General features: G+C 46.4%; 11 protein-coding genes. 3 read left to right on the top strand and 8 right to left on the bottom strand.

Annotation, left to right across the window (positions count from 1 at the left end; genetic code table 11):
* Positions 1 to 41: 41 nt before the first annotated feature.
* On the bottom strand, positions 42 to 2,024 hold the full coding sequence (locus CH376_RS11545) for an acetoacetate--CoA ligase (RefSeq protein WP_100786234.1): 1,983 nt from the start codon (positions 2,022 to 2,024) through the stop codon (positions 42 to 44).
* A 131-nt stretch (positions 2,025 to 2,155) separates the two neighbouring features.
* Here CH376_RS11545 and CH376_RS11550 point away from each other — a divergent pair, with 131 nt between their 5' ends.
* Positions 2,156 to 2,560 carry a hypothetical protein gene (locus CH376_RS11550; RefSeq protein WP_100786322.1) on the top strand — a complete coding sequence of 135 codons (405 nt, stop codon included), beginning with the start codon at positions 2,156 to 2,158 and terminating at the stop codon, positions 2,558 to 2,560.
* Positions 2,561 to 2,871: 311 nt separating this feature from the next.
* Here the strand turns inward: CH376_RS11550 and CH376_RS11560 are convergent, their stop codons facing one another.
* Positions 2,872 to 3,273, bottom strand: coding sequence for a 6-pyruvoyl trahydropterin synthase family protein (locus CH376_RS11560; RefSeq protein WP_100786236.1), 402 nt, complete (start codon positions 3,271 to 3,273; stop codon positions 2,872 to 2,874).
* A gap of 164 nt (positions 3,274 to 3,437) precedes the next feature.
* Between CH376_RS11560 and CH376_RS11565 the strand changes: the two genes are divergently transcribed.
* Positions 3,438 to 3,665, top strand: a complete 228-nt coding sequence (locus CH376_RS11565) for a DUF1858 domain-containing protein (protein ID WP_069607990.1) — start codon at positions 3,438 to 3,440, stop codon at positions 3,663 to 3,665.
* A 1,004-nt stretch (positions 3,666 to 4,669) separates the two neighbouring features.
* Positions 4,670 to 5,461, top strand: coding sequence for a hypothetical protein (locus CH376_RS11580; RefSeq protein ID WP_100786239.1), 792 nt, complete (start codon positions 4,670 to 4,672; stop codon positions 5,459 to 5,461).
* On the opposite strand, the gene CH376_RS11585 is transcribed toward CH376_RS11580, so the two are convergent.
* The 6 genes from CH376_RS11585 to CH376_RS11620 form a co-directional block, all read right to left on the bottom strand.
* Positions 5,453 to 6,268: a hypothetical protein gene (locus CH376_RS11585; RefSeq protein WP_100786323.1), complete on the bottom strand. Its 816-nt coding sequence runs from the start codon at positions 6,266 to 6,268 to the stop codon at positions 5,453 to 5,455. The two genes, CH376_RS11580 and CH376_RS11585, sit on opposite strands and share 9 nt — an antisense overlap.
* A 478-nt stretch (positions 6,269 to 6,746) precedes the next feature.
* Positions 6,747 to 8,252: a rod shape-determining protein RodA gene (gene rodA / locus CH376_RS11600; RefSeq protein ID WP_100786242.1), complete on the bottom strand. Its 1,506-nt coding sequence runs from the start codon at positions 8,250 to 8,252 to the stop codon at positions 6,747 to 6,749.
* Entirely contained in the window at positions 8,239 to 10,188 is a 1,950-nt protein-coding gene (gene mrdA / locus CH376_RS11605; RefSeq protein WP_100786243.1) for a penicillin-binding protein 2, read from the bottom strand. Before mrdA ends, rodA begins: the two co-directional genes overlap by 14 nt.
* A gap of 1 nt (position 10,189) precedes the next feature.
* Complete coding sequence (gene mreD, locus CH376_RS11610; protein WP_100788104.1) at positions 10,190 to 10,702, bottom strand: rod shape-determining protein MreD; 513 nt, start codon at positions 10,700 to 10,702, stop codon at positions 10,190 to 10,192.
* Positions 10,699 to 11,805 (bottom strand): rod shape-determining protein MreC, encoded by a 1,107-nt coding sequence (mreC, locus tag CH376_RS11615; RefSeq protein WP_100786245.1) that lies wholly within the window; start codon positions 11,803 to 11,805, stop codon positions 10,699 to 10,701. Before mreC ends, mreD begins: the two co-directional genes overlap by 4 nt.
* 82 nt (positions 11,806 to 11,887) lie before the next feature.
* A complete protein-coding gene (locus tag CH376_RS11620; RefSeq protein ID WP_010574148.1) occupies positions 11,888 to 12,910 on the bottom strand; it encodes a rod shape-determining protein in 1,023 nt (340 codons plus the stop codon).
* Positions 12,911 to 13,100: the final 190 nt, after the last annotated feature.

The following is a 13,100-nucleotide window of genomic DNA, read 5'->3' on the forward strand; positions in this document are numbered from 1 at the left end:
GGATTGAATCGGTCGAAAAGTTTTCCTTCGGTCTAAGTTTTTTAGTCCTCGTTCAACTCTTTTATATTTTTATAATATTCTAAAGATTCCGGATTACTCAAGGCTTCTTTGTTGGTAACCGGCTCTCCTTGTACGGTCCTTTTTACGGCGATTTCCACTTTTTTCATGTTGATCGTATAAGGAATATCTAAAACGGAAACGATCTTGGATGGAACGTGTCTCGGAGAAACCTTGTCTCGGATCTCCTTTTTGAGAGTTCGGACGAGGGAGTCTTCCAAAGTTTTCCCACCGACCATCTTGAGGAACAGAACGATTCTTACGTCCTCTTTCCAATCCTGACCGATGACGACCGAATCCGCGATTTCCGGAAACGTCTCGATCAGACTGTAGAGATCGGCGGTTCCGATTCTTACCCCGCCCGGATTGAGAGTCGCGTCCGAACGTCCGTAGACGACAAGACCTCCGTTCTTCTTGAGTTCCGCAAAGTCTCCGTGACACCAAACTCCGGGGAATGTTTCGAAATAAGCGGACTTATATTTTTTTCCTTCCGGATCCTTCCAAAAAGAAAGTGGCATCGAAGGAAACGGTTGTTTGCATACGAGCTCCCCCTTGTCTTCGGTTACGGACTTTCCTGATTCGTTCCAGATCTCCACGTCCATCCCGAGACCTCTGCACTGAATCTCGCCCGCGTGCACGGGAAGAATCGGATTTCCCAACGCAAAACATCCGTTGAGATCGGTTCCCCCCGAAATCGAGGAAAGTTGAAGATCCGACTTCCAATTTTGATACACGTATTGAAATCCGGAAGAAGTCAAAGGGGAACCGGTGGAAAGAACGGCCCTCATAGGAGAAAGGTCAAATCCCTTCGGTTGAAATCCCGACTTTTCCAAAGTAAGAATGTATTTCGCTCCGACCCCGAAAACATTGATCTTTTCTTCCGAAGCGATTTGAAATAGAATTTCCGGACCCGGATGAAACGGATTTCCGTCAAACAAAACGACGGTCGCTCCGACGGACAAAGAACTCACAAGCCAGTTCCACATCATCCAACCGCAGGTCGTATAATAAAAAATTCTTTCGTTTTCCTTAAGATCGGTATGAAGAACGAGTTCCTTCCAGTGATTGAGAAGAACTCCGGCGCCTTGGACCATACATTTCGGAAGACCCGTAGTTCCGGAAGAATACATGATATAAACTGGATGATCCATTCCTGCCTGAAAAAACTCGGGTTCGGTTCCGAAATTCTCCCGAAGAATACTTTCTAAAAATTGAATATTCTTTTTCGGAAAATTCTCCGGCAGGGACGTGCTTGTTTGATTCTTAAAATGTAGAAATCCGTTTTTATAATCGGAAACGATCACGGCTTCCAGAGAAGGAATCGAAGAAAGAATCTGGGTCAGATTCTCCGCCAAAGAAAGATCCTTTCCCTTAAAAGAATATCGATCCGTGGTAAAAAGGATCTTGGGTTCGATCTGTCCAAAACGATCAAGCACACCTTTCGCTCCGAAATCGGGGGAACAAGAACTCCAGATCGCTCCGATCGAAGCGGCGGCGAGCATCGCGATCACGGTCTCGGGAACGTTAGGCATCAATCCCACGACTCGATCTCCGGGAACGACTCCCCTCTTTTTGAGATCCTTTGCAAGAGCTCCCACGTAACTCCGCAATTCCGCGTAACTGATCTCTCTTCTCGACCCGTCTTCGCCTCTGTAGATCAAGGCCGGAAAAGAGTCCTTTCTTCGAAGAAGATTTTCAGCAAAGTTGAGTTTGGCTCCGGGAAAAAAACGGGATTCCGTAAAATTCTCAGCTTTTTGAAAAGCGGTCTCGTAGGGTTTGGAATAAACAAAACCGGAAAAGTTCCAGATACTTTCCCAAAAAGCTCCTATGTCCTTTACGGACCAGGAGCGCAGTTCTTCGAAGTTCGCAAACTGAAGTCCTTTCGTTTCCTTTAAGAATTTTTGATAGCGGGTTAAATTGGAGGATTCGATTTGTTGAGAGGAAGGCGCCCAAAGCTCTTGATACATGAAAAAATCTCTATTCTTTATTTTTAGGACTCTATTACATTTTTTTCGAAAGGTCGGGTCAACATGAATTTTGATTGAGGAACGAGGACGCCTGCGTATGTTTAGGAAAAAATAAATCCGAGAACACTCCATTGAACTCATTCGAACATATCCACACGGCCGAAATCATTCTCATTCTCTCCGGAACTCTTTATACGCTTCACGGCCTGATTCATCAGTTGATCGTGGGAGCCGCGGTCGGATTCTTCCAGTTTCCGGATGAAAGACAATCCCGTTTGATTCTTATGATGTGGATCACGACGGGGGCCTTTATGAGTTTCTTAGGCTTTCTTCCTTCGATTCTAATTTTATTTTACGGCCCGCAACCTGCGGTGGTCGCCACCTTGATCGCGGAAACCGTCGCGATAGGTTTTCTCACGTTGCATATTTTTTTGTCCGGCTACAAAACCCATACGAAACCGGTGAAGATCGGATTCTTCTTTAGTCTTGGATTTACACTCATCCTCGCGGGTTATCTTCTTTCTTTGAAATTCTAATCCAAAGAAACGAACGGAAGAACCTTTCCTTACGAGGAAAACCTAATCTGCAAAGCTCTCATCTTTTGGAAAATTTGTCGTAACAACGAAGTCCTTTCGTGAAAGCATGCGGCCCCACCCTGATTGGGTGGAGGAGGAGAGGTGGCGGGAAAAAATCGGCAGATTTTGCTCTATCAGAAAAACCTCATCCTTGCAAGTAAAAAGTCTCTCTTGCAGATGTCGGAATTCCGACAAAGATTTTCCGAATTTGCCAGAAGCGAACGGAAGTGCTCGAATCGTGCGATTCATCCGCGGATCGCTCGGGAAATCACTCAAGCCGGCTCGAAATACGCTAGGTTTTCCGGACCTTCGTGGATCACGATTCGATCGACTTTGCCGCCGGCAGAGCGAACACTTTCTTTGAGATAGTGGTAAAACCAGCGCGCGATGTTTTCGGATGTGGGATTTATTTTTTTAAATTCTTCCAAATCGTTGATGAGAATGTGATCCAGTTTCCCGACCAATTCCTTGAGTTTTTGTTTGGAAGTGAGAAAATCGAAACTAATCCCGTCTTCACCGATGTTCTTCGTTCCCGAAAGAAAAAGTTCCACCTTCCAGGAATGGCCGTGAATCGGCTCGTCTGAACCGTCCGGGAAATACCGGTAAAGGTAATGGGAGGATTCAAATCTTTCCTCGATACGAATGTAAAATCTTCCGGTTTCTTCAAAAAACATAGCTCTTGACTTTCTTTCCCAGGTCTATATATTGGAAGCTACTGCACTGGAGAGATGGTTTCGTTCGAGAAACGAGAATCCAGCCGGTGATTTTCCCGTTTAGCAGGAGCAAAATACTTCGCGAAAAAGTTTCCCTCGAGTATTTTAGTGATAGGAGATATTCAATGACAGAAGTGGTCAAGCCAAGATTTTATAAGGAAATGACGGTGGGTGAGGCAATGTCCGTTCACCCGGAAGCAGGGCTTGTTTTTTCAAGTTATCATTTAGGCGGTTGTTCTCACTGCTCCATCAACGAGCTCGAAACCATCGAGCAAGTTTGTATGGGATATGGTGTAGAAGTCGAAGTTCTTGTAGAAAGTCTAAATAACCTCCTGGAAGATTCAGAAGACTGATTCCTTCCCTCCCGGAGAATTTTTCTCCGGGACTTTCCTTTTTTCCCATCTTTCAAATTCACCATCGTCTTTTTTCATTTTAGAATTTATCCAAAATTTAAGAATGTGGGAACTCACACGCTCTCTGGAAACGATCCCAAGCTCCCCCAAAGCCGAATCCCTTGACGACTGTTGGAACTCATACAAGAGATTCTTTTGTAAAGAATCGCTCCAAAATTTGTTTTTGCAAATCGATCCGCGCAAAGGGCCTTTTATAATCTTCATTCCTGCAATATAGATCGAAGTTTTCTCCGGATTTATGATGCGTGACAAAAACTTGTTGTTCGATAGATAAGAACGGATTTCCGAAATTACAGATCGTTTTCTAAAGTAGAGCCACATCCTTGAGGTGGAAATGAAAATCAGAAAGACCATAATTCAACTCTTCATTTTTGGAATCTTCTATTGTTGCTGCCAATGCGGACCGAGAGTCGCCTATAACCTTTATGAAGAAATACCTGTGATTTATCCGCCTCTGTCAAAAAACGAACAAGTAACTCTAATAAAAATGTCTCGCGATAATTCATTTATAAATATCGATTCTCATCACTTCAAACTCTCAGGAGACAAAACCGGAGAAATCTATTGGAATATAGGGACATTCCTAGTTGAAAAAGGCAGTGAGAAAGAACGATACGACTTAGCGGAGTCGAATGCGAGAACACTTGGAGCGGGATACCTTACTCCATAGCCATAAATACTATAGCGGACCCGGATTCTGGGTATGGCTCTTTGAGAAGGATAACAGGAAGACCCCAAGAGAAGAGGATGGCGATTATTTCATAATGGCAAGAAAACTAAATAAAAAAAACAACTTTAAGAGCAGCATATAAAAGCAAAAGAATCGACGTTTGAAAGAAGAATCTCTTCGCGATTCCTGTTAACGGTGAAGAATCTTTGTTCTCAGTAAAATTCGAAAGTCCTTTCATAAAAAATAACAAGTCATACGGTTAGAATCGCAAAAAATGAAACATTACTTTTACCTCTCATTCAGGAAACAGAAAATTCGATTTCACAAACATTCGGCCCGGATTCACGTTATCCTCGTCTTCCTTCTTCTTTTTTTGTCTTTCTCGATCGAGGCCTTCACCATAGAAGTTTTCGTTCCCCTCTGTAACGGAGCACAACTCGCCTGCGGAAAAGGGAAAGCGGGAGATCCTCGTTCTCTGGAAGGAAACCTCTATTGGGGAGGCGCTTTCGGCGCGGAATCTTTTTTAAAAAGGTCCCGCGGATTCAAAGTGTTGGAAAGAAAGGACGAAAACTCGTCTTCTCCGATTTTAAGAAATCTCATCTTAGAAAGAACTCCGAAAAAAGGAGAAACAAAAGTGATTCTTATCTTACACGCGTATGCGGGAGATAGGATCGACGACGCGTTAATCGACTTCTTAAACGCGGCCGGAAACTCGATTTCGAACGTCGATTTGGTCGTCTGGGCGGGACACGATCGTCTGATGGATCGATTCCCTCCCGATATTCGAAGACTAAAATCGGCTTCTTCCAAACCGGCCGTGGTACTCGCGTGTGAAAGCGAAAAATACTTCGGCCCGGTCCTACGTTCCCTTTTTGTTCCTCAGATGGCTATGACAAGGACGTTTATGGCGCCCGAAGCGTATCTGCTGGAAGCGTTAGCCGCAACCGTTGCGAAATCGGGATTAAAGGATAAAAAGGCGATTCGATCCTCTCTCGTCGCGGCATATGCGAAGTATCAGAGAATCTCCACCCGAGCGGCCGGAACCGTCTTTTCTAAGTTAGAGTGAAAATCTTGCGGAAGGGATATAGTAGTAGCGAATTCCGGCCTTTCTAAAATAGCTACGGATTCTATTTTCGTTCCCGAAAATGCCGGAGTTCTCGAGGGGCTTTAGTCCTTTTCGAAACGTTCCCTCGTTGAGCTGAACAATTTCGCCTAACGCGTCAAAACGATAGAATTCAAAGCCGCCTTCCCTTTTGAGAGCAAGCAGACTCATCGTCAAAAAACTTTCGGTTCTGTATTCCTCTTCCGAAAGTCCGTAGACGGAAGGACTCGGAAAAATCCGATGAACCACGCCCTTGTATTCCACCGTATTTTTTCTCCGATCCAAATCCTTGAGAATGGTGTAAGAAGAATGGTCCGTGATAAAGTAGATCGTTCCGCACCGAAACGTGATGTATTGTTTTCCCTTTTGATTTGTGGAGGAAGGAATCACCACACCCGAAGAAATCATATCTCCAGGCGAATAATGATTTCCCGCAATTTTTTCGAGACGGTTCTTTAGGGTTTCGTCCAAGAACTCCACCGAGTCCGTCCGTTTCATCTTTCCGAGCTGATGAAAGATTCGATCGAATTCGTTTTTTTCGTAACCCTTATTTTTTACGAAAGTATCCAGTTGCTTTTTTAGGGATTTGAGACGAATCTGAAAGTAAGGAGAATCGTTCTTCCCCGCGAGGCTGAACATTTCGTCCCAAAGGGTCTCCAGCTCCCGAATCTCGTCCTTTTGATCAAAGGTCTTTTTTTCGACTTCTTCCAAAATGGATTCGAACTTATGTTTTAAGTCGAAGAAGAATCGAGAGTCTTTTACCGGATCCATAGAAGTATCTTTATTATCGGCCTTTTCGAAGAATTTTCTGAGAGATTTGATCTTCACCAAACGGCTTTGTTTCTGTCTTTCTCAAAGTTTTTGTCCGGTTCGAAAACGAAGGAGTTCCTACTTTTTTGCGCCTCTTATCGCCGGCTTAAATCGAAATCGGCGCGATTTTCTAAAAGGACCAACTGAACTGGCCGTATTTCCATTCAATGAAACGGGAAGCAAGGTGGTTTAAACGACTTTTTCATCGGAAGACTTTTTCGAATGTAAGGAAATCCAAGCGGTAGGGATACGGAAGGCGCGAAGCGTCCTTTGCCATTTTCTAAAACACAAAGTAGAATCACGAGAGAAACAGAACATCGGATCCGCGCAAAGGATGAGCACGGTGTGCGAACCTGAAGTCAGCCCGGTCCGCTCGTTTTTTCCGGACAACTTTTTCTTCCGAAGATTCGAGCGGAACCGCCCGCAAAATTCCGTAAGATCAGTTTGCGTGTTTGCGGCTTTTGATCGAGAGAATAATCCCCACCGCAGTCATCGACATGATCAAGTGAGATCCTCCATAACTCATAAAGGACAAGGGAATTCCGGTCACGGGCATAAGTCCGATCACGATGCCGATGTTGATCGCCATGTGATAAAAAAGAAGCGCGACGATTCCGGACGCAAGCAAGGATCCGAATCGGTCCTTGCTCTCGTAACTGATCTGAAGACCGCGTAACGGTATGGAAAATAAAAAGAATAACAAAAACACGGATCCCAAAAATCCGGTCTGTTCCGCCCAGGACGCGAAGATAAAATCGGTGCTCGCTTCGGGAACGTGCGGAATTCTCCCTTCGGTCATCTCGGCGTTCATCAGACCTTTTCCGAAAAATCTTCCGGAACCTACCGCGGGTTTGGACGCGCGCAATTGATAACCGGCGCCTTGTTTGAATTCTTCGGGATTTAAGAATGCGGTCAATCTTACGACTTGGTTTTCTCTGAAAGGTACGGTCTTCATCACGACGACCGCCGAGATCAGACTGATCCCCAAAATTCCCAGAGGAATATAATATTGTCTTAATGTTCTGCTTCCCCTCGCGATCCGGATTCCCACCATCACGAGACTCGCGAGTAAAAAGATTCCTCCGAACGTCAAAAGCAGCTTTTGATTGGAAAAAATCTTAAAGAAAAATCCGCCTTCCAACTCCACGACCTGATCCACGACTTCTCTGAGCGCGTTTAACGTCTTCGGCGTCAAGTTCGCCGCCTTCAGATCCTTTCCGTCAAGCGCGAGCCAGATCTTTCCTCCGAGCCGATTTACGACGGATAGAAGATCCGTCTTTCCGGTTCTTTGCAAAAAGTCGGTGATATCGTTGATCAGTGTCAGCCTCGAATATTCCACGAACATAGGAATCATGAGCGTGATTCCGCCTAACGTCAAAAGGGATCCTATGTGAAGGATGTCCGCTCCTCCGAGAAAGAGCATCGTAAAAAGGATCGGTAAAAAGGAAACCGCGGTTCCGAAGTCCGGTTGCAATAGAATGAAGATCATCGGAACGATCACGATCACGAAAGGAATCGAAAGGACCGCGATGTTCTTCATGTCCTTTTCCTTCAGGACCATAAATTGTCCCAGAAGAATCACCGTGGATAACTTCGCAAACTCGGACGCCTGAATCCCGATCGGTCCTATCTTCAACCAGGAACGGGCCCCCCTTCCGGACGGTAAATGTCCGATCCCCGGAATCAGAGTGATCATCAATAGAAACACCGTGAACACGTAGATGACCACGGCATACGCGCCTAACAACTGATAGTTGATCCTGGATACGAAATACATGATCACAAGGCCGATGATAAAATAAAAGAGTTGTCTATACCATTTTCCGGGACCGTCTTCGAAGTTGATCTCCTGGCTGTAAAGAGTCAATACGCTGCAGAGAACTACGATTACTACCGAGATCACCAAAAAGTAATCTATCTTTTCTATGGACTTATCTGGCTTCAAGAGCTCCCTCCTGCCCTGACGTCGGCGAAGAAGGCGGGGCTACGTCCTGCGATTTTTTGAACGTTCCCGGCGGAAAGGCCGCGTGAAACATTTCTCTTGCGACCGGGGCCGCTCCGGCGGCTCCGCCCACTCCGTATTCCACGAAAACTACGATTAACACCTGTTCGCTGGCGGGAGCATTCGCCGGCGCGTATCCCACGAACCAAGCGTGGTTGGATCCGGAAGCTCCCCTTCTTCTTGTCTGAGCCGTTCCGGTTTTTCCGGCGATGTCCGGTAAGAACGGTTTGTTCAAAACGTAAGCCGCGGTCCCGCTCTTGACCACGAGTTTCAATCCTTCTTTGATCGCTTCCACGGAAGACTGATTGATCGGAATGTCCTTTAAAATCTGAGGAGTCGTCCGATTGATGATCGAATTATCCACCGGATCTCGAATCTCACTCACGACGTAGGGTTGATAGATCTGACCTCGGTTGAGAAGGCCCATATAGAACATAGCCATTCCCATTGGAGTCGAAGAAATAAATCCCTGTCCGATCGACAAGTTGATCGTATCCCCGTCGAACCACTTCGTTCCGTACGTCCTTTTTTTCCAAGCGGAGGAAGGGACAAAGCCTGTGATCTCTCCCGGAAGGTCCACCTTGGACTTACTATCCAATCCGAAAAGCCTCGAATAGTTGAGAATCGCGTCCGACCCGAGCTTGTATCCGAGATTGTAAAAATAAACCGAACAGGATTTTTGAAGAGCGTGTGCGAGGTCGTTGGTTCCGTGACCGCCCTTTTCCCAACACATAAACACCTGGTCCGGAACTCCGGCGAACGTGGACTTCAAAACAAAACTTCCGTTACAGGAATACGAAGTCTCCGGAGTATAACCGATCTTGTGCTGGCTTTCCAACGCCGCAAGAGCGACTAACGTCTTGTATGTTGAAGCTGGAGGAAACTTGGACTGGATCGCAAGATTTAAAAATCCTCCGTTGTCCTTCACCCTTTTGAAATGACTGGTTCGATCCGCTTTGTTTTTTCCGGAAAGTATGTTCGGATCGTAACTCGGATTGGAAGCCATCGCGAGAATTTCACCGGTCGCAACCTTGATCGCGATCGCGGTCCCTCTGCTTCCTTTGAGAGCCTTATGCGCGGCGATCTGAATATCCTTGTCGATGGTAAGAACCAAATTGTTTCCGGGGGAAGAATGCTCTACGACCCTTTCTTCCTCGATATTGCCTTCGGAGCTTCTTTTCTGAATTCTAAAACCGTCGAGACCTCTGAGTTCGGAATCGTATTCCAATTCCAATCCGTTTTTTCCGAGGAATTGATACGATTTGATTTCTCCGGCCACAAGATCGTCCCGAGTCGGTTTTCCGATATAACCCGTCACGTGCGCGAGCGCGGGCCCCATCTTGTAGATTCTTCTCGGGGAAGGAAGAAGAATGATGTACTTTGATATATTATCGAATACTGATATTCTTTCCTGTTGAGCGGTCGTGATCCCTTCCAAGAGGACGATCGGTTTTTTGGATTTGAGATTTCTGGAGAATCTGGGTTCTATGAGTTCGTCTTCGTAATACGAAATCGGAATCGAAAGGGTTCTCGCGAATTCGTGAATAAACGCCTTTACCGTCGCGGGATCGTATTTGAAAAGCGAAGTGTTTAAAATCGCGTCCAAAGAAGAATAATTGGACACGAGCGCCATCGAAGTTTCCGGCGTGAGAAAGTTTCGATCGAACATCTGACCTCTAGCCGCCGGCATGATCTCGCTCTTTCTTACGAACTTCTCCGCCTTGAGCGCGTTATCCGTTCCGTTGAAAATCTGAAGATTGAATAACTGAAAGATAAACGCGGCTAACGTAAAAACTACGAGCCCCGAAAAGATATAAAGACGAAGACGGAAACTTCTTTCAAGACGGTATTCCGACGCAGACTGCGCTCCGCCTAACAACTTACGCGTCCCCCATGTGATCCAATTGATAGATCCAAGTCAAAGCGTAAAAGAACGCGGGTGCGATCAGAGCGTTGAAGATCGAAGTGAAAAATAAGGAATAACTCATATTCTCGTGAAAGAAAAGAGAGAATAGATAATACGTCGCGACTCTCGTGATAAAAGTGATCAACAAAGAATAGATCGTGATCGAAAGATAATTCTCGTGATACGCGGAACGCGCAAACTTGCCGACCAAATATCCGATCAGACAAAACGTCAAAGAATGAAGACCGATCTTGTATGCGACCACGTTGCCCGTCGTAATCTCTCCCCCGAGTCCGGAGTCGGTCAAAAGCCCTCCGAAAAATCCGATCCAGAGTCCGTAAAGAGGACCTCTTCGGAGCGCGAAAAAAAGCACGAGAAGAATCATAAAGTCCGGTTTGATCGCGGATCCGATCTCGAAAAGATTGGAACCGTTTAAGAAGTGCGCAATCAGGATTCCGCCCGCGATAACGAGTTTTTCTAAGATCATTGCAGGTCGTCCTCGCTCGGAGCCGCGCCCGGATTTTTCGGGACGTTCGTCTGCGGCTTATTGTCGTTAGGCGAAAGAGGATTTTTCGATTGATTCTCTTTTTGACGATCCTCTCCCGGATAATTGAGCTCCCCGAAGTAAGGATTTTCGATCGTGATATTCTGTCCTTCCGGCCAAGTCTCGAGCCATTTTTCCGGAAGTTTCAAAAGAATCGTTACGCTCTCGAGCATTTCGAAACGAACAAAGGGTTTGAGATATGCGCTTTTAAAACTTCCGTTACGCGGTCCTTCCTCCGTGATCACTCCGACCGGAATTCCAGCAGGGAAAACGCCGCCGCCTCCGGAAGTATAAACCGGTTTTCCGATCTTACTCAAAGACTCGGTGTATTGGATCATCTCGCTCGGTCCCATCGGATATTCTCCAAAGACCCTCGGATCGATGATGATTCCACTGTCTATATAATTCAAGAGAGCTTCCGTTCCTCTTCCGGAGTTTCCGGAAAGATTGGCCCAAAGATTCGTATCGGGCATCGCCACTCCCATATTGAAGTTGGAATTGATGAGCGGCTGAACGACCGCGGATCCTCCGGTGACGGCGATCACCTTTCCGACTAACGCTTCTATGATGGCGCCTTTTTGATCCACGGCCCTTGCGGTCACGGGCATATAAGGTTTCAGTCCCGCGTCGGCGCCCTTGTCGATGATGATGGTTCTATAGATGGAGTTAAGACGAACGGATAAAACTTCGGCTTTGAGGCTTGCGTATTTCTGACGACTCTGAAATCGAAGTTCCTTTCGAAGAGTATCATTCTCACGATTTGCTTTTTCCAAATCTTGAGGAAGAAGTTTGTAGTCCTCCATAACGGCGACGCAAGAATCCCTTTCTTTGCGAACGGTTTCAAACGATTCTAACTTATTGTATGCGCCTTTGAAAAATCCGCCGAAGGAATCGATGGAACCCGATACGATATCGCCCACTCTTTGAAAGCTCGCGATTCCTCGAACGATTACGTTGCTTCTAAATGTTAGGGAAAGGATGGAGAATAAAACACAAAAGAGGAGTGAGACCGTCTCTTTGCTTCGGCTGAGTTGAAACCATAACATCGAATCTTCTTTTGCACTCCCGCTTTCTTTCCGGAAGGAAGACTTCGTTCCGGATTCTTAGTCGTGTTCTTTTTAGAACGTCTTAGCGGATTCCCGGTTTGATGTATTTCAACTCGTCGAGATACTTTCCGGTCCCGAGAACCACACAGGTCAAAGGATTCTCCGCACGGAAAACGGGAACTCCGGTTTCCTTGGAAAGGTAGGTCTCGAGTCCTCGAAGGAGACAACCGCCTCCGGTAAGAACGATTCCTCTTTCCACGATGTCCGATGCGAGCTCGGGCGGAGTTCTTTCCAGAACTCGTTTGATTCCGTCTAAGATTTCGTCGGTCGGCTCTTTTAACGCCTTTCTGATTTCGTTGGATTCTAACTCGAGAGTTCTTGGAAGTCCGGAGATGGCGTCGCGGCCTCGCACTTCCATCGTCTCCGCTTTCTTTTCCGGATACGCGTTTCCGATCGTAAGTTTGATATCTTCCGCGGTTCTTTCCCCGACCACCAGGTTGTATTGGTTTCTGAGATATTTGATGATCGCTTCGTCGAACTCGTCCCCACCGGTACGAATGGATTCTGCGATTACCATTCCCCCGAGAGAAATGACTGCGATCTCAGTGGTTCCACCGCCGATATCCACGATCATGTTTCCCGCAGGTTCGTTGATCGGGATGTTAGCTCCGATCGCAGCCGCAAGCGCTTCTTCGATTAAGAATATTTCTCTCGCACCTGCTTGTTCCGCGGACTCGCGAACGGCGCGTCTTTCCACCTCGGTGATTCCGGACGGAACTCCGATCACGATTCTAGGTTTTACGAAAGTGGTGCGGTTGTGCACTTTCGCGATAAAATAGCGGATCATCTTTTCCACGGTTTCGAAGTCGGCGATCACACCGTCTTTCATCGGACGGATCGCGACAATCTCACCCGGGGTTCTTCCCAGCATCCGTTTTGCTTCCTGCCCTACTGCGAGCACCTTTCCGGTCGCCGCGTGAACCGCAACTACCGATGGCTCCGAAAGAACGATCCCCTGTCCTTTCACATGCACCAGTGTATTTGCCGTCCCCAGGTCAATTCCCATATCATTGGAAAACAGGGCATAGAGATTATCAAATATCATTTCGTGTACCTTTCAACCGCGGAGGTTATTTATCTTTATTATCTGTTAAAACCGGGAATTCCTGCAGAACTTTCCTATTTGAACGGTTTCAATAATTTCAACGGTTGGGTTCCCGGCAACTGCAAAACAAAAAAATGAGAAAACAAATTAAGCTGGATTCGATTTTAGGAGGAAAGCAATCTGTTCAACC

Origin of the sequence: Leptospira adleri (assembly GCF_002811985.1) — a bacterium.
Lineage (GTDB): Bacteria > Spirochaetota > Leptospiria > Leptospirales > Leptospiraceae > Leptospira > Leptospira adleri.

Bases quoted from the DNA above. Each gene is read 5' to 3' on its own strand.
- CH376_RS11560 (WP_100786236.1), bottom strand. From the start codon at position 3,273: ATGTTTTTTGAAGAAACCGGAAGATTTTACATTCGTATCGAGGAAAGA.
- CH376_RS11620 (WP_010574148.1), bottom strand. From the start codon at position 12,910: ATGATATTTGATAATCTCTATGCCCTGTTTTCCAATGATATGGGAATT.
- CH376_RS11565 (WP_069607990.1), top strand. From the start codon at position 3,438: ATGACAGAAGTGGTCAAGCCAAGATTTTATAAGGAAATGACGGTGGGT.
- CH376_RS11585 (WP_100786323.1), bottom strand. From the start codon at position 6,268: ATGGATCCGGTAAAAGACTCTCGATTCTTCTTCGACTTAAAACATAAG.
- mreC (WP_100786245.1), bottom strand. From the start codon at position 11,805: ATGTTATGGTTTCAACTCAGCCGAAGCAAAGAGACGGTCTCACTCCTC.
- mreD (WP_100788104.1), bottom strand. From the start codon at position 10,702: ATGATCTTAGAAAAACTCGTTATCGCGGGCGGAATCCTGATTGCGCAC.
- CH376_RS11580 (WP_100786239.1), top strand. From the start codon at position 4,670: ATGAAACATTACTTTTACCTCTCATTCAGGAAACAGAAAATTCGATTT.
- CH376_RS11545 (WP_100786234.1), bottom strand. From the start codon at position 2,024: ATGTATCAAGAGCTTTGGGCGCCTTCCTCTCAACAAATCGAATCCTCC.